Raw genomic sequence first — 21,257 nt, 5'->3', positions numbered from 1 at the left:
AATGCGTGACATGTGTGGAATCGTGGGAGCGATCGCTGATCGCGACGTGGTGCCGGTGCTGATCGAAGGTCTGAAGCGACTGGAGTACCGCGGCTACGATTCTTCAGGCATCGCGGTGATCGACGCGACCGATCGCCCTGACGTGCACCGCGTCCGCCGCACCGGCCGGGTCGCCGAGATGGCCGCTGCCGCCGCCGCCGAGGGGTTCGATGCGCAGCTGGGTATCGGCCATACGCGTTGGGCCACCCATGGCGGCGTCACCGAGGCCAATGCGCATCCGCACATCAGCCAGGGCGTGGCCCTGGTCCACAACGGCATCATCGAGAACCATGAAGAACAGCGCGAGCGGCTGCGCGCGCTGGGCTACACCTTCGAGTCGCAGACCGACACCGAAGTGATCGCCCACCTGATCCATCATCATCTGCAGAGCGGTGACGATCTGCTGGTGGCGCTGCAGCGCACCGTGAAGGAACTGACCGGCGCCTATGCGCTGGCCGTGGTCAGCCGCGCCGAGCCGGAACGCTTCGTCTGCGCACGCATGGGCTGCCCGCTGCTGGTCGGCCTGGGCGAAGGCGAGAACTTCGTTGCCTCCGATGTCTCGGCGGTGATCTCGGCCACCCGCAAGGTGATCTTCCTGGAGGAAGGCGACACCGCCGAGGTGCGCCGCGAGGGCGTGCGTATCTTCGACGAGCACGATCAGCCGGTACAGCGTGAGGTGCACCTGTCCGACGTGTCGCTGGCCTCGCTGGAACTCGGCCCTTACCGCCATTTCATGCAGAAGGAAATCCACGAGCAGCCGCGCGCGCTGGGTGACACCATCGAGGCGGCGATCGACGCCGGTGGCTTCCCGGCCGAGCTGTTCGGCAGGAATGCCGAGGCGGTGCTGGCGGGCATCGAAGGCGTGCAGATCCTGGCGTGCGGCACCAGCTACTACGCCGGCCTGACCGCGCGCTACTGGATCGAGTCCATCGCCGGCCTGCCGTGCAGCGTGGAGATCGCCAGCGAGTACCGCTACCGCGCGGCGTATGCGAACCCGAAGCACCTGGTGGTGACGATCTCCCAGTCCGGCGAAACGCTGGACACGATGGAGGCGCTGAAGTACGCCAAGTCGCTCGGCCACCAGCACACGCTGTCTATCTGCAACGTGCCGGAAAGCGCGATTCCACGCGCCAGTGAACTGGTCTGCTATACCCGTGCCGGGGCCGAGATCGGCGTGGCTTCGACCAAGGCGTTCACTACCCAGCTGGCCGCGCTGTTCCAGCTGACCGTGGTGCTGGGCAAGCTGCATGGGCGCGTCGATGCCGCACAGGAAGCCGACTATCTGGAGCAGCTGCGCTTCCTGCCGGGCAGCGTGCAGCACGCGTTGAACCTGGAGCCGCAGATCGCGGCCTGGGCAGAGCGCTTCGCGCGCAAATCCAACGCGCTGTTCCTGGGTCGTGGCCTGCACTATCCGATCGCACTGGAAGGTTCGCTCAAGCTCAAGGAGATCTCCTATATCCACGCCGAGGCGTATCCGGCGGGCGAGCTCAAGCACGGTCCGCTGGCGCTGGTGGACGAGGACATGCCGGTGGTGGTGATCGCCCCCAACGACAGCCTGCTGGAGAAGGTGAAGTCGAACATGCAGGAAGTCCGCGCGCGGGGAGGCGAGCTGTTCGTGTTCGCCGACCAGGACAGCAACTTCTCCGAAAGCGAAGGTGTGCATGTGATCCGTACTCCGCGCCACGCGGGCGTGCTCAGTCCGGTGGTGCATACCATTCCGGTGCAGCTGCTGGCCTACCACACCGCACTGGCGCGTGGCACCGACGTGGACAAGCCGCGCAACCTGGCCAAGAGCGTGACGGTGGAGTAACCGCCATCGGCTGCATGGGATGCTTCAGGTGAAGGGGGCCACGTGGCCCCCTTTCGTTTGCGCCGCTCACAGCGCCAAGTGGGACACCCGCAGGGTGTTCTGTCCGCGCTCGGCAGCAGGCAATCAATCTTTAACGTGCAGCACCGCGTGTGTTCAGCGGCGGTTTCAGCCGCAGTGCCATTCTCTGGATCGTCGGCAGGTTCCCACGACGTACTGTCCTATCGATGCCGGTAGTGACCGAGGATCGCAGTCGTAGAATCGAGCCGATCGAGATACGGGTTGCGTTGCCGGACCCGCCTCGTTCGCGTTGCAGCACCTCGCCTTGCCGATGCATTCCCCATGGGCAGACCGGTGCGCCAGACGTGCGCTGAAAGGTCTGTTCCCGGGGAGGGGGCGAATCGGAAGAGCACACTTTTTTGACTTCAGTGACCTGCAACAGGAAACAAGAATGAACGTCCGCGAACTCCTGCAATCCAAGAAAGAAGCTGTCATCACCATCGATGCGGAAGACACCATCGGTGCCGCCGCCCACAAGATGAGCGCGAACAGGATCGCTGCCCTGGTGGTGATGAAGGATGATGCGCCGGTCGGCATCATCTCCGAGAAAGACATCGTGCGTACCCTGGCTGACGATGGCCCGCAGGCCGGCCGCCGGGTGATTTCCACCCTGCCGTCCACGGGACTGGAAGGCATCGCACCGGAGGCCACACTGAAGCAGGCCATGTCGTTGATGACGTACTCGCGGCGCCGTCATCTGATGGTCACCGATGGCACGCGCCTGGTCGGCATCCTCAGCCTGGGCGACATCGTGAAGAATCTGCTGGGCGAGCTGGAGCTGGAAAAGGCCGTGCTGCAGGACATCTACATGGCCGCGCATTGACGCCGGCGCAGTAGAAAAAAAGAAGCCGGGCACTGCCCGGCTTCTTCGTTCACGGCATCGGTGGAATCAGAACGTCACCTTCACCGAATCGGCGCTGTAGCGCGCCGGGCCGTGATAGACCACCTCGATGTTGTTGCCATCCGGGTCAAGCACGAACGCGCCGTAGTAGCCCGGATGATAGGGGCGCTCGCCCGGTGCGCCGTTGTCGGTGCCGCCAGCGGCGATGGCGGCAGCATGAAACGCATCGACGGTCGCCGCATCGCGCGCCTGGAATGCCAGGTGGTGGCGTCCGGTCAGCTGGCCGGCAGCGGCTTCGCTGCTGGCGGTGGAAATGAACAGCTCGTCAGCCCAGAAATAGTCCGGCCCTTCGCCGGCAACCGGAATGCCGATCGTGTCGAACACCGCCTGGTAGAAGCGGCGGCTGGCCGGCAGGTCGCGCACCACCAGCTGCAGGTGATCGATCAATCGACCGCGGTGCAGTTCCATAGTTTCCATGCGTACCTCTACAGAAAAGGGGACAGTGTGGATAGCGCCGGGCCGCGCCCGGCGAGCGCGCAGCGCGGCCTGCTTCCCGTGCGATGAATATCGGAGCAAGGCCGCCGGGCATGGCCTGGCGCCAGCGCAATTGTGCCCCTTTCCGGATCAGGCGTTGGCGATGATTTCCACCCAGTAGCCGTCAGGGTCCTTGATGAAGGCGATGTTCTTCATGCGACCGTCGGTCAGGCGCTTCTGGAACGGCACGCCCAGATCCTCGAAGCGCTGGCAGGCAGCTTCCAGCTCGGGCACCGAGACGCAGATGTGGCCGAAGCCGCGCGGATCGCTGTTGCCGTCGTGGTAGACCGGGCCATCCTGGGCTTCGGTGCCGTGGTTGTGGGTCAGCTCCAGCACGCCCGGCAGGCCGGCCATCCACAGGCGGCGCTCGGCATCGTCTTCCGGCACCACGGCGCCGGACGGCACGTAGGCCAGGAAATACAGGCTGAACTGCGCTTCGGCGAAGTCACGCTTGTCGATCAGCCGGTAGCCCAGCACGCGGGTGTAGAAGTCCAGCGAGGCGGTGATGTCCTTCACCCGCAGCATGGTGTGGTTGAACACGAAGCCGGTGGTTTCGGCCGGGGCCTGGGCGGCGACGCCGGGGACCTGTTGGAGGGAAGAAAGGCTCATGATTCGCGTCCTGTCAGCAATGGAGGGAAATGACCCGCGGAGAGTGGCTGGAAGTTGCATCTGAAACCGGCAGTTGCCGGAACCCGCACTTCGCTTGCATCCTCGTTGTCGATCTGGGATCGTCGGGTCATGTTGCAGCGCAGGATAATCGGTGTGCGTCCGCAATGGGATGAGCGCTTCCGCAACGCCGGGTGAAATGCCTGCAACCAGAGCAGTACGGCGCGGCAGTGGGACGCAGGGGAATCCGGCAGGGATGGCGAGACGCCCGCGCATCGTCGCGGGCGGTTGACAGCCCGTTGCCTGCCGCGCTAATGATTGTATGTATATACAAATAACCGAGGGTCTTCAGGGGTCCCATGCCTTACCGCCGATGGCTGCCGCTGCTGCTGATGGCCGTGCTCCTCTTCGAAGGTGTCTTCGGAGCGTGGGCGGGGACGCGCATGGCGCTGCCTGGCGGGGACGCTGCAGGCTCCGCGGGCCGGGCGATTGCGGGCTGCCAGGCAACACCGCGCAGCGCGGCACCGGCGTCGGGCCACACCCGCCATGATCAGGCGCCGGTGGCCGCCGGCGACGTGCACAAGGATCACTGCAGCTGTGTCGATGCGGCCGGCTGCGACTGCCGCTGCCTGTTGAGTCTCTACCCTCCGATGCCATCGCTGCTGCTGCCCAGCGCCCATCCGCGCATCGCGCTGGACATTGCGCTGCCGGCACTGATCCTGCCTGCCAGCAAACTTTCCCGCGTATTCCGACCTCCCATCGCCTGAGCGGCTGTCCCCGCGTCGACATGACGCCGTCGTGTCCCTTTGCCCGAATCGTGGCGGGGGCACCCAGAGACAGTATTCCTGCGGGAGAGAGAACATGTATCTGAAGTCCAATGCCATGGCTGCGGCCATCGGCAGTCTGCTGTGCGTCTCCGTTGTCCACTCCGTCGCCGCGCAGGATGCGCAGTCGCCCGATGCGAAGGCACGCACGCTGGATACCGTGCAGGTGACCGGCAGCCACATCAAGCGCGCGCAGCTGTCAGGCGTCGGCCCGGTGAGCGTGGTCGATGCCGAGGCCATCGAACGTTCCGGCGCCACCTCGGTGGAAACCCTGCTGCAGCGCCTGCCGGCCTCGGCAGGGTTCGCGGGCAGCCAGAGCAATGCGTACTGGGCCGAGAACGGCTACGGCACCACCCAGGTCAATCTGCGCGGTCTCGGCATCAACCGGACCCTGGTCCTGCTCAACGGCCGGCGCATCGTCAATGGCGGCACTGGCGCCAACAGTTCGGTCGACCTCAATGTCATTCCGGTCTCGCTGATCGAGCGCGTGGAGGTGCTCAAGGACGGTGCCTCGGCAATCTATGGCGCTGATGCGGTGGCTGGCGTGGTCAACATCATCACCAAGCAGGGATTCGAGGGTGCCGAAGCGGTGGTGCGCTATGGCCAGACCAGCCAGGGCGACGGCGAGGAAACCTCCGTCGATGTCAGCTGGGGTGTCAGCAGCGAACGCGGCTCGCTGATGGCTGCGGTCAGCTACTTCGACAGCGGCGCGGTCAACATGGCCTCGCGCGCGCCCTGCGGCCTGATCGAATCCGATGGCCGGCTGGTCTGCTCCGGCAGTTCGTCCACCATCGGTGGTCGTGCACTGCTGGCAGATGGCCGACGGGTCAACTTCAACCAGGTGCCCGGGGGCGATGGCGATTTCTACGAGCCCTATTCGGCGGCCAAGCACAACTACAACGGCAATCCCACGCTCAACGCGGTCAACCCGATCGAGCGGCTCAGCCTGAGCGTATTCGGCGACAGCCAGTTGAATGACAGCACGCGTGCGTTCATCGAAGCGATGTACACCAACCGCCAGTCCAGGCAGCTGGCGACCTCGGGTGGACTGGGCGTCTACCGGCCGATCAACATCGCCGCTGATCACCCGACCAATCCCACCGGGCAGGATCTGCTGCTGCAGCGCCGGCGCCTGGAAGAGGCCGGTCCCCGCCACTTCTTCCAGGAGACCGACACCTACCGGGTGGTAGCGGGCCTGAAAGGCCAGTTCGGCACCACCTGGGACTGGTCGGTGGCCTTCAACTGGGGGCGCAACACCGGCGTGGATGGTTCGGACAATGTCGCCAACCTCGATCGCGTCGACCAGACGCTGGACCGGTCCCTGTGCAGTACCGCGCCCGGCGCAGCGATTCCCTGCGGCGACTATCTCGGCTACGGGGACCTGAGCCGTGACGTGCTGGATTACATCCTGTACACCTCGCGCGATACCGGCGGAAACGAGCAGAAGAGCTTCACCGCCAATCTCAGCGGGCAGATCTTCGAGCTGCCGGCAGGCTGGGTGGGATTCGCCGCGGGCGTGGAGGTGCGCAGGGAGCGCGGTTGGCGTGATCCGGATCCGTTGACCGTGCTCGGCATCGGCAACACCAACCAGCAGGATCCGATCGCCGGGCGATACACGGCCAAGGAAGCGTACATGGAGCTGGCGGTGCCGCTGCTGCAGGACGCGGTCATCGCAGATTCGCTGTACCTCAACCTGGCCGGCCGCGTGTCCGACTACGACCTGTTCGGGCGCGACTTCAACTACAAGGCCGGGCTGGACTGGCAGGTCAGCCCTTCGCTGAAGCTGCGCAGCACCTATGCTACGGCATTCCGCATTCCCAACATCCCCGAACTGTTCGGTGGCGTGTCCGAGGGCAACCTCACCACCACCGACCCCTGCAGTGGCTGGAGCGGACTGCCGGCCAGCTCGATCGTGCGTGCGAACTGCCAGGCCGATGGCGTGCCGGCTGGTTACGTGCAGCCGGGCAATACCATCCTGACCACGTCCGGCGGCAATGCGGATCTCGAGCCGGAAGATGCGACCTCCTTCACCGCCGGGGTGGTGTGGACACCCACGTTCGCACCCGGGCTGACGCTCACCCTGGACTACTACCGCATCCGCATCGAGAACGCGATCCAGCGTATCGCCGGCTCCACCAAGCTGGCCATCTGCTACAACACTCCGTCGCTGGCGCATCCGTTCTGCGACGCCAGCAACTTCACCCGCGACCCGCGCACCGGCGAAGTGAACTACCTCTCATCGCAGCCGGTGAACACGGCCGATGAGCAGGTCAGTGGCTACGACCTGGGCGCACTCTACGAGTTCAAGCCGTGGGGCATGGACGCCAGCATCAGTGCCGACATCTCCTACCTTCAGCGTTATGACGTGCGCCCGTATGCCGGAGCAGAGGTGATCACGTATGCCGGCAGGATCACCGGCGGCCGTGGCAGCTATGCCAAGTGGCGTGGACTGATGTCGATGAACGCGTCCCGTGGGCAATGGTCCGGTACCTGGACCACCCAGTACATCGGCCGGGCCGACGACATCAATGCCGCGCGTGGCGACATCGGTGATCATGCGCCATCGGTGTTCTATCACAATCTCCAGCTCAGGTACGCGGTCAGCAAGGCGCTGGATGTGGCGCTGGGCGTGGACAACGTCTTTGATCGCTCGGCGCCGTTCATCCAGAGCTATACCGACGCCAACACAGACACCATGACCTACGACCTGCTCGGTCGTCGCTGGTATGCACGCATCGGCTACCGCTGGTGATCGCACGCGCCCCCGTCGCCTGCGGCGGGGGTGCTCCGCAAGGGAGAGAAGGTAGATGAAACCCGCATTCTGGGCGCGCCGCGCCCACAAATGGATCGGACTGGTGATCGGTGTGCAGGCGCTGTTGTGGATGCTCAGCGGGGTCTACATGACCGTGGTGCCGCTGCAGGTGATCCATGGCGACCACCTGGCCCATGTCCGTGGCGAACCGCTGGCGCCGGTGCATGATCGGGTCGGTGTCGATGTGCTGGCCGCGCGTTATCCCGGCCTGCAGTCGTTCCGCCTCAAGCGGCTGCTGGAGCGTGAGGTCTACGACGTCCAGCGCGGACCGGAACGCTTCCTGGTCGATGCCCGCAGTGGAGAGCGCCTGCCGCGGCTGGACCGGGATGGCGCCATCGCGCTGGCCACAGCGCTGTACCAGGGCGCAGGCGAGGTCGCGCGGGTGGAATGGGTGACCCGTGCGCCGTCGGAAGTGAAGACGCGACCGGTGCCGATGTGGGCCGTCCATTTCGCTGACCGCGGAAGCACCACGCTGTACCTGTCACCGGACAGCGGTGAACTGCTGGCGCGCCGGCACAGCCTGTGGCGCTGGTTCGATTTCCTGTGGATGTTCCACATCATGGACTACGAGCAGCGCACCGACGTCAACAATGGCCTGCTGCGCGTCGCATCGGTGATCGGGCTGGCATTCGGCCTCAGTGGCGTGTGGCTGCTGTTCTACAGCTTCGGCCAGAGGAGGCGCGCATGACGCCGTGGCTGCGCCGGCTGCACAGGTGGATCGGGGTGCTGGTGGGACTGCAGTTCCTGGTCTGGCTCGGCAGTGGACTGGGCATGAGCCTGCTTGACCCGGACCGGATCGCCGGCACTTCGCAGCGGGCTGCGCCCGCGGCGCCCCCGGCATGGCCGGCAGATACCGTCTCACCGGCCGATGCGCTGCGTGCTGCGCGGTGGCCGGCCGCGACCCTGGACAGCGGCTGGCTGCTGCAGGCGCCGGTGTATCGACTGCAGTCAGCGGAAGGCACCGAGGTGATCGATGCGCGTGATGGCAGGCGCATCACCATCGATCCGGTGATCGCGCTGCGCGTCGCGCAGGCCGCCTACCGTGGCCAGGGCGTGCCCGCAGCGCCGGTGCATCTGGCGCACAGTCTGGAGACGCGCGGCCATCCCGACGCGGTGTGGCGGGTGGACTTCGGCGATGCGCAGGACACCACCGTCTACGTCTCCGCCGACAGCGGACAGGTGCTCGAGCATCGCACCGCAACGTGGCGGCTGTTCGATGTGTTCTGGATGCTGCACATCATGGACTACGCGGCGCGGGCCAACTTCAACAATCCGCTGGTGGTGGGGATGGGGCTGGGGGGGCTGTGGATGGCCTTGACCGGCGCGTGGCTGCTGCTGGCAAGCGTCCGCCTGCATGAGTTCGTTCCACATCGATGGCGCAGCCGCCGGCAGTTGGCAGTGTTCGCCCCGGGAGGCACGCACCTGCGCACCGTGGCCGCGGCGCAGGGGGACAGTGTCTACCTGGCGCTGGCCCGCGAAGGCGTGAACCTGCCTTCCAACTGCGGCGGCGGGCAGAGCTGTGGACTGTGCGAAGTCCGGGTCCGTGGACAGGCTGGAACCCCTTCCGCCGCAGATCGGGCGCACCTGGCCGGATCGCGCCTGAAGGTCGGCTGCCGGCTCGCCTGCAACCTGCAGGTGGAGGCGGATATGGAGATCGAGGTAGCCGGCGGTGCCAGCCTGTGGACCGAGCATGAGGCAACGGTCGAGCGGATCGAAGCGGTGACCCCGTTCCTGCGCGAGATCCACCTGCGTCCCGACCACGCCGCCGACGCACTCTATCAACCCGGCTGCTACCTGCAGCTGCATGTGCCCGAATACGAGCTGCCCCGTTCCGCGCTCTGGCATCCGGACGAACACCGGCAGGACTGGGCACCGTTGGCCCTGCCGGAAACCCTGCACAACAAGGCGGCGGTGCGTCGTTCGTACTCGCTGGCGATGCCGGTTGCCGCCGAAGCGGGGCGCCTGGTGCTGCTGGCCCGGTTCAGCCCCGGCTGGCAGCAGGGCAAGCGGCATCCGCCGGGCAAAGGGTCCAGCTATCTGTACGCGTTGCGCCCCGGCGATCGCGTCCGCTACAGCGGACCGTTCGGTGATTTCGCGCTCAGCGGCGTGTCCCGGGAAAAGATCTTCATCGGAGCCGGCGCCGGCATGGCGCCGCTGCGGGCGATGATCGAACATCGGCTTTCCGAGGGAGGGCAGGAGCGCATCCACTACTGGTACGGTGCCCGCAGCGACCGCGATTGCCCCTACATGGCGCAGATGCAGGCCCTGCAGGCAGCGCACGCGAACTTCAGCTGGCATCCCGTCTGGTCCGGGCAGGGAACTGGCCGGCGCGTGCATGACGCCATCCATGAGGATCTGCTGCAACGGCATCCGGATCTTTCCGGCTGCGAGTTCTACCTGTGCGGGCCACCACCGATGCTGGCCGCGACCCGGCAGCTGCTGCAGCGGCTGGGGGTGACGGAAGAGCGGATCGCATACGACGATTTCAAGATCTGAAGTGGAGGCGCCGTGGCCGTGCAGGGCGGCCGCGGCGCCCGTTGCAGCGGTGCGGGCGGAGTAGAATGCGCAGCTGTACTCACCGAAGTGGCGTTCCATGTCCCAGCGCGCCTGGGTGGCTGCGGCCATCCGCAAGATCGAAGCCGATTTCAACCGGTCCGCCGATACCCACCTGATCCCGATGGCGCTGCCCGGGTTCGAAGGCATCGATGTCTACCTGAAGGATGAATCCAGCCACCCCACCGGCAGCCTCAAGCACCGCTTGGCGCGTTCGCTGTTCCTGTACGCGCTGGCCAACGGCTGGCTGCGCGAAGGGCGGCCGGTGATCGAGGCGTCGAGCGGCTCGACCGCGGTGTCCGAAGCGTATTTCGCACGCCTGCTGGGGCTGCCCTTCATCGCGGTGATTCCGGCCACGACCTCGCCGGAAAAGATCGCTGCCATCGAATTCCATGGTGGCCGCTGCCACCTGGTCGAGCGCGCCTGTGATCTCAACTGCGAATCGGAACGGCTGGCGCGCGAAACCGGCGGTCACTTCATGGACCAGTTCACCTACGCCGAACGGGCCACTGACTGGCGCGCCAACAACAACATCGCCGAGTCCATCTTCAAGCAGATGGCCGAAGAGCCCAGCCCGGTACCCGAGTGGATCGTGTGCAGCCCAGGCACCGGCGGCACTGCGGCCACGCTGGGCCGCTACGTCAGCTACCGGCGGCACGACACCCGCATCCTCTGCGCGGATCCGGAGATCTCGGTGTTCTTCGAGGGCTACCAGGCGGCGGTGGCGGGCGAGCAGCAGTGGCGTGACCTGACCTGCAGCGGTGGCTCCCGTGTGGAAGGCATCGGCCGACCGCGGGTGGAGCCGAGCTTCATTCCAACCAGCGTCGATGCGATGGTGAAGGTGCCGGATGCATTGAGCCTGGCAGCCATGCGCCACGTCAGCCGGCAGCTCGGTCGGCGCGTGGGAGGCTCCACCGGCACCAACTTCATCGGTGTGCTGCAGGCGGCGCAGTGGATGCGCGAAGCCGGCCGCCACGGCAGCATCGTCAGCATCCTGTGCGACAGTGGCGAGCGCTACGCGCAGAGCTATTACGACCCGGCGTGGTACGCACGACAGGGCATCGATGTGGACGGTGCCGATGCGCAGCTGGCCGCGGCCGTGGCGGGTCAGGGCCTGCCTGCGCTGCCGTGCTGCAGCCTGGAAGCGCTGTAAGCCTGCGGTGCCTCCGCCGGGCATGGCCCGGCGCTACCAGAGCCCGTCGATCGCGGTCGCGCCGGGCCACGCCTGGCGAGCGCAGCGGCGAATCAGAGCCCGTCGATCCCGGTAGCGCCGGGCCACGCCCGGCGAGCGCAGCGGCGTATCAGAGCCCGTCGGTCCCGGTAGCGCCGGGCCACGCCCGGCGAGCGCAGCGGCGTATCAGAGCCCGTCGATCGCGGTAGCGCCGGGCCACGCCCGGCGAGCGCAGCGGCGCATCAGAGCCCGTCGATCCCGGTAGCGCCGGGCCACGCCCGGCGAGCGCAGCGGCGTATCAGAGCCCGTCGATCCCGGTAGCGCCGGGCCACGCCCGGCGAGCGCAGCGGCGTATCCCGATCAGTACCCCGCCGCAGTGAACGCGTCGAGCACCGCATCGCGCAGCGCATCAGGCAGCGCCTCGATGTCCATCGCGCGATCATCCAGGTGCAGCCGTGGGTCCAGGCTGCTGATGCGGTCCTGGGCCAGCGCCTGCAGCCACAGCAGCACGCAGATCACGAACTCACGCTCGTGCCCCGGGTGCAGGTGGCGGGCACCGCGTTCGATCACCTCGAACGGGTACCACTCCTGCTCGTCGTTGAGGATGCCGCCCTGCTGCATGAGCACCTGCAGCTCCTGCAGATGGCGCCGGGCATCATCGCCGGGATCGCACAATGTGGCGATCCAGGACAACTCCTCCGCGCTGGCAGACAGCGCCAGCGACCGGGCCGGCAACGCGGTTGCAACCTGAGCCAGACCTTCCATGTGGGGCCTCTATCGGCATGTTCCGCTGCGGACTCCCCCGCAGCCAGAGCTTCCGCGCGACCCCGTAAGGCCGACGTGAATGATTGGCGCGCCCCCCTTGTCTGCGGCTCCGGCCAGCGCCATATCGACTGGGCTGCCCGCTCCTCGGGCCCGTAACTGGAGATCTGCCGTGACCGCTGCCAACCCCCTGCTCGATTTCTCCGGCCTGCCGCGCTTCGAGGCGATCCGCCCCGAGCACGTGGCGCCGGCGCTGGACGTGCTGCTGGCCGAGGCCGAGGCCGCCGTCAACGCAGCCGAGCAGGTGCAGCCGGTCCGCTGGGACACCTTCGTGGTCCCGCTGGACGATGCCACCGAGCGGCTGTGGCGCGCCTGGGGCCTGGTCGGCCACCTGCAGGGCGTGTTCAACACGCCGGAACTGCGCGAGGCCTACAACAGCAATCTGCCGCGGGTGACCCGCTTCGCCAGTGCGCTGGGCCAGAACCTGGCGCTGTACCGCCAGTACCAGGCATTGGCCACCGGCCCGGAGGCGGGGTCGTTCGATGAGGCCCGGCGCAAGGTGCTGGACAATACGCTGCGCGACTTCCGCCTGGGGGGCGCGGAGCTGGCGCCGGACGCCCAGCAGCGGTTCGCCGCGATCAAGGAAGAACTGTCGGCGCTGTCCGCGAAGTTCTCGCAGAATGTGCTGGACGCCACCGATGCGTGGTCGTTGATCGTGGAAGACGAAGCACGCCTGGCCGGCGTGCCGGACGACGTGAAGGCTGCCGCGCGTGCGGCAGCGGCGAACGATGGCAGGGACGGTTGGAAGTTGACGCTGCAGATGCCGTGTTACCTGCCGGTACAGACCTGGGCCGAAGATCGTGACCTGCGCGAGATCCTGTACCGGGCCAGCGCGCAGCGCGCTTCCGAATTCGGCGATGACGCGTTGGACAACAGCGGCAACATCGACCGCATCCTGGCCCTGCGGGCTGAACTGGCCGCACTGCTCGGCTTTGATTCCTACGCCGACTACTCGGTGGCCACCAAGATGGCGCAGGACCCGGCCGAAGTGCTGGGCTTCCTGCGTGACTTGGCGTCGCGCGCCAAGCCGTTCGCGGCCAGGGACCGTGCCGAACTGGAGCAGTTCGCGCGTGACCACCTGGGCATCGACAGCCTGCAGGCCTGGGACCTGGCGTTCGCGGCCGACCGCCTGAAGCAGGCGCGCTACAGCTATTCCGAGCAGGAGGTGAAACAGTACTTCACCGAGCCGAAGGTGCTGGGTGGATTGTTCTCGGTGATCGAGCAGCTGTATGGACTGCGCGTGCAGGAGGACAGCGCACCGGTCTGGCACGAGGACGTACGCTTCTTCCGCCTGGTCGATGCGCAGGACGCGCTGGTAGGCCAGTTCTACCTGGATCTGTACGCCCGTGAGGGCAAGCGCGGCGGTGCGTGGATGGACGATTGCCGCAACCGGCGCGAGCGTGCCGATGGCAGCGTGCAGACGCCGCTGGTGTATCTGGTGTGCAACTTCGGTCGCGGTGCCAGCGGCAGGCCGGCTACGTTCAGCCACAATGAAGTGACCACGCTGTTCCATGAAATGGGCCATGGCCTGCACCAGCTGCTGACCCGGATTGGTGAGCTGGGCGTGGCCGGCATCAATGGCGTGGAATGGGATGCGGTGGAGCTCCCCAGCCAGTTCATGGAGAACTTCTGCTGGGAATGGGACCACCTGCAGCGCATGACTGCGCACGTGGAGACGGGTGAACCGCTGCCACGTGCGCTGTATGAGCGCATGCTGGCCGCGCGCAATTTCCACAGCGGCATGGCGACTGTCCGCCAGCTGGAGTTCGGTCTGTTCGACATGCTGCTGCACAGCCAGTTCGAGCCCACGCAGGACAGTGTGCTGGCACTGCTGGAGCGCGTGCGCGGCGAAGTGGCGGTGAATCATCCGCCAGCCTGGAACCGCTTCCCGCATCAGTTCAGCCACATCTTCGCCGGTGGCTATGCGGCCGGCTACTACAGTTACAAATGGGCCGAGGTGCTCAGTGCCGATGCCTATGCGGCGTTCGAGGAAGCACCGCAGGCATTGGCCGCGACCGGTGCACGTTTCCGCGACGAGATCCTCTCGCGCGGGGGCAGCCGTCCAGCGGCCGAGAACTTCAAGGCCTTCCGTGGCCGTGCGCCGCAGATCGATGCGCTGCTGCGCCATTCGGGCATGGCCTGATCCCACGTCGGCTGTGAGGGGTGCCCCCCATGGCGGGCACCCCTCGACGGGCATCGGTCACTCGGCGTAGATCATCCTGCGGGTCATGCCGCCGTCGACGATGAAATCCTGGCCGGTGGTGAATCCGGACAGCGGCGACAACAGGTACACCGCCAGCGCGCCGATGTCTTCCGGGCGGCCGACGCGGCCGACCGGATGCTGTGCGTGGTCGATGGCCGAATACTCGGGCGCATGGCGCCGGGAGGGCGCCTGCCACTCGCTGGTGCCGATCCAGCCCGGACTGATGCTGTTCACCCGTACCGCCGGTCCGGCGCTGATTGCCAGCGCGTGGGTGAATGCCACCAGTCCGCCCTTGGCCGCGGCATAGGCTTCGCTATGGGCTTCGGACTGCCGGGCGCGGGTCGAGGCGATGTTGATGATGGCGCCGGCGCCACCGGATGACAGTGCCGGCAGGGCATGCCGGCTGCACAGGAAAGCACCATGCAGCGATGACAGGCGGCGCTGCCATTCGTCCCACGCCATGTCCTGCAGTGGCGTACCGTGCGCACCGGCGATGCCGGCATTGTTGACCAGGCCATCGATGCCGCCAAACCGCTGCACCGCCGTGGCGATGAACGCGCGCACGCTGGCTTCGTCGGTGATGTCCAGGGGCTGGAACGCCGCATCGTCATCGCGCTGCCATTCGGCCAGGCAGGCGTGGCCGGCTTCCGTATCCAGATCACCGATCAGCACGCGGCCGCCGGCACCGAGCACGGCCTGGGCGATGCCGCGGCCGATGCCATTGGCGCCACCGGTGACCAGCACCACCTTGCCCGCCAGCGGCGCGGCAGGCCAGGCAGCGATCGGCGGAGCCGCGCTCATGACAGGTCTTCGCCACGCAGGCGGCGATGCCAGCCGTCCACGCCGATGCGGTCCAGCGTCTGGATGTTGCGCTCGACGATCACGTCCGGATCGGGGAAGGCGTCCACCGCGCGTGCCACGCTGTCCTCGCGCAGCAGGTGCAGCGTGGGATAGGGCGCGCGGTTGGTGTAATTGCTGGCGTCGTTGGCGGCCACGCCTTCGAACTGGTAGTCCGGATGGAAGCTGGCCACCTGCAGGATGCCCTGCAGATCGAGCGCCTCGATCGCCGCGTCGGCGTTGTCGAGGAAGTCGTTGTAGTCCAGGAAATCCGTCAGCACCTGCGGGTGCACGATCAGGGTGGTGTCGATCTGCTCGGCCGGCGTGTCCCGCAGCAGCACCAGTTCCTCGGCCAGCTGTTCGACCAGTGCTTCGGGGGTGGTGGCATCACTGAGCACGAAGCGGACCTGGTCCTTCACATATACGGCCTTGGCGAAGGGACACAGGTTCAGGCCGATGACGATGCGCTCCAGCCACAGGCGGGTGGCGGCGATCGGGTCGTCGGTGGGCAGGGCGATATCGGTCATGGCGGGCACATCGGCGGGCGAGGTCGCCATTGTAGGCAGTGTGCCGCCGCTGCGCTGTTCACTGTGCAGGAACTGGACAGTCGCCATGCTGCAAATCCCCGCCGATTCAAGCCTTTGCAGGCCACCGGCAGATGGCCGATTGCCTGCTGCGGGCGGTAGGCGTGGAATGGACGCACGACACAGGAGGACACCCATGACTGCATCTTCTCCGTGGCTGCCGGACGCCCTTTGGGCCGGCGCCCTCTTCGATGGCCGGTGGCAGGCGGCCGCGCAACGGCAGCCGGTGATCGAGCCGGCCACCGGTAACACGCTCGGCCAGATCGGCCTGGCCGACCCGGCGCAGGTGGAGCGCTCGGCGGCGGCCGCTGCGCAGGCGCAGCAGGCGTGGGCGGCGGCTCCGTACGAACAGCGCGCTGAAGTGCTGCGCAAAGCGGCACGCCTGGCCGAAGAACACATCGACACCCTGGTCGAATGGCTGGTACGCGAAAGCGGCTCCACCCGCCTGAAGGCAGGTTTTGAGGCCAAGGTGACCATCAAGGCACTGCACGAGGCTGCGGCGCTGCCGTCGCGCAGCACCGGCGAGATTCTGCCTTCCGAGCCGGGCCGGCTGAATCTGGCGCGGCGCCGACCGCTGGGTGTGGTAGGGGTCATCTCGCCTTTCAACTTTCCGCTGTATCTGGCCATGCGCGCGGTGGCGCCGGCCATCGCGCTGGGCAACGCGGTGGTACTCAAACCTGACCCGCGCACAGCGGTGTGCGGCGGGGCGGTGATCGCACGCCTGTTCGAGCAGGCCGGCCTGCCGGCAGGCGTTCTGCACATGCTGCCCGGTGATGGCGCGGCCGGCGCTGCGCTGACCAGCGATCCGCACGTGGCGATGATCCAGTTCACCGGCTCCACCGCCGCCGGGCGCAAGGTCGGAGAAGCGGCGGGCAAGCATCTGAAGAAGGTCTCGTTGGAGCTGGGCGGCAAGAACTCGTTGATCATCCTCGATGATGCCGACCTCGACCTGGCGGTGGCCAACACCGCGTGGGGGGTCTACCTGCATCAGGGCCAGATCTGCATGGCGACCGGCCGCGTGCTGGTGCAGCGGAAGATCCACTCCGCGTTCCTGCAGAAGCTGGTGGCCAAGGCCAATTCATTGAAGGTGGGCGATCCGGCGCGCGAAGACGTGGCGATCGGTCCGCTGATCAATGCCGGCCAGCGCGACCACGCCACGCGCGTGGTCGAGCAGGCAGTGCAGGCCGGTGCCTCGCTGGAGGCCGGAGGTACCCATCGCGATCTGTTCTTCGCGCCGACCGTGCTTGGCAACGTCTCTGCTGACAATCCGGCGTTCAACGAAGAAATCTTCGCGCCGGTGGCGGTGGTGGTGCCGTTCGACGATGACGACGATGCCGTGCGCCTGGCCAACGACAGCGAGTACGGCCTGTCGATGGCCATCGTTTCCAGCAATGTCGGCCGCGCACTGAAGCTCGGCGAGCGCCTGCGCACCGGGCTGCTGCACATAAACGATCAGACCGTGAACGACGAGGTGATCAATCCCTTTGGCGGCGTCGGAGCATCCGGCAATGGCACCAGTATCGGCGGCCCCGCCAACTGGGAGGAGTTCACGCAGTGGCAGTGGTTGACCGTCAAGGGCGAGGCGCCCGCTTACCCGATCTGATCGAAGGAGCCATCACGATGAACGACAATACGGCAACACGCGAGATCACCGCCGCAGTGGTCCGCGGCAAGGAACAACCCTTCGTCATCGAGCAGGCCCGGCTGCGCGGCCCGCAGGAGGATGAGGTCCTGGTGAAGGTGGTAGCCACCGGCCTGTGCCACACCGACCTGATCGTGCGCGATCAGTACTACCCGGTGCCGTTGCCCGCGGTGCTGGGTCACGAAGGCGCCGGCGTCGTGGAGGCGGTCGGCCCCAACGTAAAGGAACTGAAAGCAGGGGATCACGTGGTGCTGACCTATGGCGCCTGCGGCCACTGCAATCCGTGCCGGGGCGGTCATGGCGCCTACTGCAGGGATTTCTTCGCGCTGAACTTTGGTGGCGATGATGGCCACGGCCATACCGCCATCACCGATGCGCAGGGTCAGCCGTTGCACGACCATTTCTTCGCGCAGTCTTCGTTTGCCACCTATGCGCTGGCGCGCGAGATCAATGCGATCAAGGTGCCCGACGATGCACCGCTGGAGCTGCTGGGCCCGCTGGGTTGCGGCATCCAGACCGGTGCCGGCGCGGTACTCAATTCGCTGAAGGTACGCTCGGGCAGCAGTTTTGCCAGCTACGGTGCCGGCGCAGTGGGTCTGAGTGCGGTGATGGCGGCCAAGGTGGCCGGTGCCACGACCATCATCGCCATCGATGTGGTGCCGTCGCGGCTGGCACTCGCGCTGGAGCTGGGCGCCACCCACGTGGTCAACAGCCGCGAGACCGATGTGGTCGAGGCCGTGCGCGCCATCACCGGCGGTGGCGCTGATTTCGCGCTGGAATCGACCGGTCGCCCGGAGGTGCTCTCTGCGGGTATCGAGGTCTTGGGGGGCTTGGGCATGATGGGCGTGGTCGGTGCACCGAAGTTGGGCACGACCGCCAGTTTCGACGTGAACAACCTGCTGCTGGGTGGCCGCAGCATCCGTGGCATCGTGGAAGGCGACAGTGTGCCGCAGGTGTTCATTCCGCAGCTGGTCACGCTGTTCCAGCAGGGCCGCTTCCCGTTCGACAGGCTGGTGAAGTTCTACCCGCTGGAGCAGATCAACCAGGCGGCCGAGGACAGCACCCGGGGCATCACCCTGAAGCCGATCCTGCGCATCGCGGCGTGATCTGAGGGCAGGGCTGCAGGGCTTCGCCCTGCACCTGCCGGATGGGCGGCAACCGCAGGCAAACACCTCATCGGAGCGTAACGTGGCGTTGCCGCTGGCCGGTGTACGCTGCGCCCATGATCGCAACCTCCGTCGGGCAACAGCAGCTGGTAGCGGTACGCGCGGCCTTTGCCGAGGGCGATGCGCGCTCATTGAACGTGTTGCCGCAGCCGTTGCAGCAGTCGTGGATGCGCTCGCGCGCGGCTGGCCTGCAGCCCGGGCAGGAACCGGTCTACCTGCCGCTGCAGAGCGATGGCCGGCATCTGCCACAGCGCGACGACCGTCGCCTGGCACGCTGCGTGCAACCGGAGCTGGAACAGCTGTGGGCCGCTTTCGGCGGACGTGGCTGGACGATGTTCTGCGCCAACCGCGAGGGCATGGTGATCGCGCAGCAGGCGCATGGCCTGGAAGACTCGCCCCTGCTGCGGCCGATCCAGGTCGGGCGGCGGCTGGGCGAAAGCGAGATCGGCACCACCGCGCCGGCGGTCAGCCTGGCCGACGACCTGCCAGCGCTGGTGCGCGGCAATGAACATTACCTGCAGCGTTTCGCTCCGGTGTTCTGCCTCAGTGAACCCCTGCACGATCTCGACGGGCGGGTATGCGGAGTGATCGATATCACCGGGCTGGGTGAGCGCGATCCTTCGCTGCTGCAGGGCTATTTCCGGCAGGCCGCACTGGCCAGCGAGAATCGCCTGTTCCACACGCTTGCCGATGTGCACCTGCTGGCGCTGCAGCATGATCCGCGCTGGCTGGCGTCACCCTTGCAGGGGCTGCTGGCGGTGCAGGAGGATGGCCAGCTGCGCGCCGCCAACCGTGTGGCCCGGCGTCTGTTGGGCCTGCCGCGGCGCGGGCCACTGCCGTTGCTGGATATTGCAGCGGTGTTTGCCGGCGCCAGTGCCGCACAGCGGCGGCGCCTGCTGCAGCCGGGGGCGCCGCATCGGGTCCGGTTGGGCGAGGGCAGTGCGGTCTACCTGCAGCATCTGCAGGCGCCGCGCAAGGTCGCTGGCAACAGCGTGCGACGGTCTTCACCGGCGACGATGGCGGCGCCGGCGCTGCGCGATCAGCAGCGTGAAGCGGCGCGCCGGGCGGCGCAGGCGGCGGACGGCAATCTCAGTCTGGCCGCACGCCAGCTGGGCATCTCGCGCACCACGCTGTACAAGCTGCTGCGTGATTGATCGAGCGCGGTGCCGGGCCACGCCCGGCGGAGCAGTCAGTCGCGGAAATTGTTGAACTGCAGCGGCAGCTCGAACTTGCCGGCCTTCAGTACTGCGATCGCGTCCTGCAGATCGTCGCGCTTCTTGCCCTGCACGCGCAGCTTGTCGCCATTGATCTGGCTTTCCACCTTCAGCTTGGCGTCCTTCAGTGCGGCGGCGATCTTCTTGGCCACCTTCTGCTCGATGCCCTGCTTGACGGTAATCTTCTGCCGCGCCTGCGCCAGATTGGTCTCGATGTCGCCGAACTCCAGGCTCAGCACGTCGATGCCGCGCGCTGCCAGACGCGCACGCAGGATGTCGTTCATCTGCTTGAGCTGGAACTCGGTCGGCGCGAACTGGTTGATGACATCGCCATCACGCTCGAACTTGGCGTCCACGCCCTTGAAATCGAAGCGGGTGCTCAGTTCGCGGTTGGCCTGGTCGATGGCGTTGGTCAGCTCGTGGGTGTCGACTTCGGAGACGACGTCGAAGGAAGGCATGGGCGATGCTCCACAGAATTCAGTGCGGACATTCTATCGCGCCGGCCAGCCTGCCCGCTTTCCGTGGCGCTGGGCATCGCTGCAACGGCATCCCGCCGCCGGCTCGGCGATAATGGGCCATGAACGTGCAACGCTCCCCCTCGCGCGCGGTGGCCTGGATGGTCGCCGCGGTCGCCTGCTTCTCCCTGATGGACGCCGGCATGAAGCAGCTGGCGGCCAGCTATCCCACCCTGCAGGTGACCTTCCTGCGCGGCGCGGCGTCGTTGCCGTTCGTGCTGGTCTGGGTGCTGGTCAGCGCGGGCCCGCGTTCGCTGGTGCCACGTCGCTGGGGCCTGCATCTGCTGCGTGGCGCGCTGGGCATGGCGATGATCGGCTGCTTCGTGTTCGCGTTGCGCGATCTGCCACTGTCCACCGCCTACACCATCTACTTCGTCGCGCCGCTGCTGATCGCGGCCCTGTCGGTGCCGCTGCTGGGCGAACGGGTCGGACCGCGTCGCTGGGTGGCCATCGGCATCGGCCTGGTCGGCGTGCTGGTGGTGCTGCGGCCCGGCGTGGATGGGTTCATCTCGGTGCCGGGCCTGATGGTGCTGGCCGCGGCCACCGCCTACGCCGTTGCCGCGATCACGGTCAGCCTGCTGACCCGTACCGACACCTCGCAGTCGATGGTGGTCTGGTTCCTGGTCATCATGGCGATCGGCGCGGGCCTGCTGGCGATTCCCGGCTGGAGGCCGCTGCTGCTGGCGCACGCGCCGCTGATCGCGGGCATGGGGCTGGCCGGTGCGCTGGGTCAGATCGCCCTGACCAAGGCCTTCCAGCTGGGCGAGGCATCCATGATCGCGCCCCTGGAGTACAGCGGCCTGGTCTGGGTGATCGGATGGGATCTGGCTTTCTGGGGGCAGTTGCCGGATGGCTACACCTGGGTGGGGGCGGCGATCATCGTGGCGTCGGGCCTGTACCTGCTGCACCGCGAGCGGGTGAACCGCCAGCAGCCGCCGAAGCCGCTGGATCATCCCTGAACCGGTTTGGCCGGGGAGCGGGGTCAGAGCCCCTGCGGGGATCCGACCCCGGGGTCAGATCCCACAGG

General features: G+C 66.9%; 18 protein-coding genes. 12 read left to right on the top strand and 6 right to left on the bottom strand.

The window, feature by feature from the left end; genetic code table 11:
• The first annotated feature begins 10 nt into the window (after positions 1 to 10).
• Both glmS and ABE543_RS12685 read left to right on the top strand, forming a co-directional pair.
• The gene (gene glmS, locus ABE543_RS12690) at positions 11 to 1,849 is read left to right on the top strand and encodes a glutamine--fructose-6-phosphate transaminase (isomerizing) (RefSeq protein WP_346475761.1); all 1,839 of its coding nucleotides are present in this window, start codon (positions 11 to 13) and stop codon (positions 1,847 to 1,849) included.
• Between the two features lie 448 nt (positions 1,850 to 2,297).
• A complete protein-coding gene (locus tag ABE543_RS12685; RefSeq protein ID WP_053518718.1) occupies positions 2,298 to 2,729 on the top strand; it encodes a CBS domain-containing protein in 432 nt (143 codons plus the stop codon).
• Between the two features lie 66 nt (positions 2,730 to 2,795).
• On the opposite strand, the gene ABE543_RS12680 is transcribed toward ABE543_RS12685, so the two are convergent.
• Both ABE543_RS12680 and gloA read right to left on the bottom strand, forming a co-directional pair.
• Positions 2,796 to 3,224 carry a VOC family protein gene (locus ABE543_RS12680; protein WP_053518717.1) on the bottom strand — a complete coding sequence of 143 codons (429 nt, stop codon included), beginning with the start codon at positions 3,222 to 3,224 and terminating at the stop codon, positions 2,796 to 2,798.
• 147 nt (positions 3,225 to 3,371) lie between these two features.
• Positions 3,372 to 3,890 (bottom strand): lactoylglutathione lyase, encoded by a 519-nt coding sequence (gene gloA / locus ABE543_RS12675; protein WP_053518716.1) that lies wholly within the window; start codon positions 3,888 to 3,890, stop codon positions 3,372 to 3,374.
• Positions 3,891 to 4,246: 356 nt separating this feature from the next.
• Between gloA and ABE543_RS12670 the strand changes: the two genes are divergently transcribed.
• The 5 genes from ABE543_RS12670 to ABE543_RS12650 all read left to right on the top strand — a co-directional run bounded on the left by ABE543_RS12670 (position 4,247) and on the right by ABE543_RS12650 (position 11,229).
• Complete coding sequence (locus ABE543_RS12670; RefSeq protein WP_053518715.1) at positions 4,247 to 4,654, top strand: CopL family metal-binding regulatory protein; 408 nt, start codon at positions 4,247 to 4,249, stop codon at positions 4,652 to 4,654.
• A 94-nt stretch (positions 4,655 to 4,748) separates the two neighbouring features.
• Positions 4,749 to 7,463 (top strand): TonB-dependent receptor, encoded by a 2,715-nt coding sequence (locus tag ABE543_RS12665; RefSeq protein ID WP_346475760.1) that lies wholly within the window; start codon positions 4,749 to 4,751, stop codon positions 7,461 to 7,463.
• A gap of 55 nt (positions 7,464 to 7,518) precedes the next feature.
• A complete protein-coding gene (locus ABE543_RS12660; protein ID WP_065181783.1) occupies positions 7,519 to 8,211 on the top strand; it encodes a PepSY domain-containing protein in 693 nt (230 codons plus the stop codon).
• Positions 8,208 to 10,019 (top strand): 2Fe-2S iron-sulfur cluster-binding protein, encoded by a 1,812-nt coding sequence (locus ABE543_RS12655; protein ID WP_345776119.1) that lies wholly within the window; start codon positions 8,208 to 8,210, stop codon positions 10,017 to 10,019. Before ABE543_RS12660 ends, ABE543_RS12655 begins: the two co-directional genes overlap by 4 nt.
• Before the next feature lie 97 nt (positions 10,020 to 10,116).
• On the top strand, positions 10,117 to 11,229 hold the full coding sequence (locus tag ABE543_RS12650) for a PLP-dependent cysteine synthase family protein (protein WP_065181781.1): 1,113 nt from the start codon (positions 10,117 to 10,119) through the stop codon (positions 11,227 to 11,229).
• Positions 11,230 to 11,607: 378 nt separating this feature from the next.
• On the opposite strand, the gene ABE543_RS12645 is transcribed toward ABE543_RS12650, so the two are convergent.
• Complete coding sequence (locus tag ABE543_RS12645; protein WP_065175187.1) at positions 11,608 to 12,012, bottom strand: hypothetical protein; 405 nt, start codon at positions 12,010 to 12,012, stop codon at positions 11,608 to 11,610.
• Between the two features lie 169 nt (positions 12,013 to 12,181).
• On the opposite strand from ABE543_RS12645, the gene ABE543_RS12640 reads away from it, so the two are divergent.
• The gene (locus tag ABE543_RS12640; RefSeq protein WP_197600916.1) at positions 12,182 to 14,212 is read left to right on the top strand and encodes a M3 family metallopeptidase; all 2,031 of its coding nucleotides are present in this window, start codon (positions 12,182 to 12,184) and stop codon (positions 14,210 to 14,212) included.
• Between the two features lie 57 nt (positions 14,213 to 14,269).
• Here the strand turns inward: ABE543_RS12640 and ABE543_RS12635 are convergent, their stop codons facing one another.
• Positions 14,270 to 15,073 carry an SDR family oxidoreductase gene (locus ABE543_RS12635; protein ID WP_053519823.1) on the bottom strand — a complete coding sequence of 268 codons (804 nt, stop codon included), beginning with the start codon at positions 15,071 to 15,073 and terminating at the stop codon, positions 14,270 to 14,272.
• Entirely contained in the window at positions 15,070 to 15,636 is a 567-nt protein-coding gene (locus ABE543_RS12630) for a DUF1415 domain-containing protein (protein ID WP_053519826.1), read from the bottom strand. The genes ABE543_RS12635 and ABE543_RS12630 overlap by 4 nt, the downstream gene beginning before the upstream one ends.
• 193 nt (positions 15,637 to 15,829) lie before the next feature.
• On the opposite strand from ABE543_RS12630, the gene ABE543_RS12625 reads away from it, so the two are divergent.
• The 3 genes from ABE543_RS12625 to ABE543_RS12615 all read left to right on the top strand — a co-directional run bounded on the left by ABE543_RS12625 (position 15,830) and on the right by ABE543_RS12615 (position 19,655).
• Complete coding sequence (locus ABE543_RS12625) at positions 15,830 to 17,296, top strand: aldehyde dehydrogenase family protein (protein ID WP_197600917.1); 1,467 nt, start codon at positions 15,830 to 15,832, stop codon at positions 17,294 to 17,296.
• Between the two features lie 17 nt (positions 17,297 to 17,313).
• Positions 17,314 to 18,441 (top strand): NAD(P)-dependent alcohol dehydrogenase, encoded by a 1,128-nt coding sequence (locus ABE543_RS12620; RefSeq protein ID WP_346475759.1) that lies wholly within the window; start codon positions 17,314 to 17,316, stop codon positions 18,439 to 18,441.
• A gap of 116 nt (positions 18,442 to 18,557) precedes the next feature.
• Positions 18,558 to 19,655, top strand: a complete 1,098-nt coding sequence (locus ABE543_RS12615) for a helix-turn-helix domain-containing protein (RefSeq protein WP_111186208.1) — start codon at positions 18,558 to 18,560, stop codon at positions 19,653 to 19,655.
• 35 nt (positions 19,656 to 19,690) lie between these two features.
• Here ABE543_RS12615 and ABE543_RS12610 read toward each other — a convergent pair whose 3' ends face one another.
• Positions 19,691 to 20,173 carry a YajQ family cyclic di-GMP-binding protein gene (locus tag ABE543_RS12610; RefSeq protein WP_053519819.1) on the bottom strand — a complete coding sequence of 161 codons (483 nt, stop codon included), beginning with the start codon at positions 20,171 to 20,173 and terminating at the stop codon, positions 19,691 to 19,693.
• Between the two features lie 119 nt (positions 20,174 to 20,292).
• Here ABE543_RS12610 and ABE543_RS12605 point away from each other — a divergent pair, with 119 nt between their 5' ends.
• A complete protein-coding gene (locus ABE543_RS12605; protein ID WP_065175182.1) occupies positions 20,293 to 21,189 on the top strand; it encodes a DMT family transporter in 897 nt (298 codons plus the stop codon).
• Positions 21,190 to 21,257 lie beyond the last annotated feature (68 nt).

This window comes from Stenotrophomonas sp. TWI169 (assembly GCF_039674705.1).
Lineage (GTDB): Bacteria > Pseudomonadota > Gammaproteobacteria > Xanthomonadales > Xanthomonadaceae > Stenotrophomonas > Stenotrophomonas maltophilia_P.
This window is presented reverse-complemented; position numbering and strand designations above follow the sequence as displayed.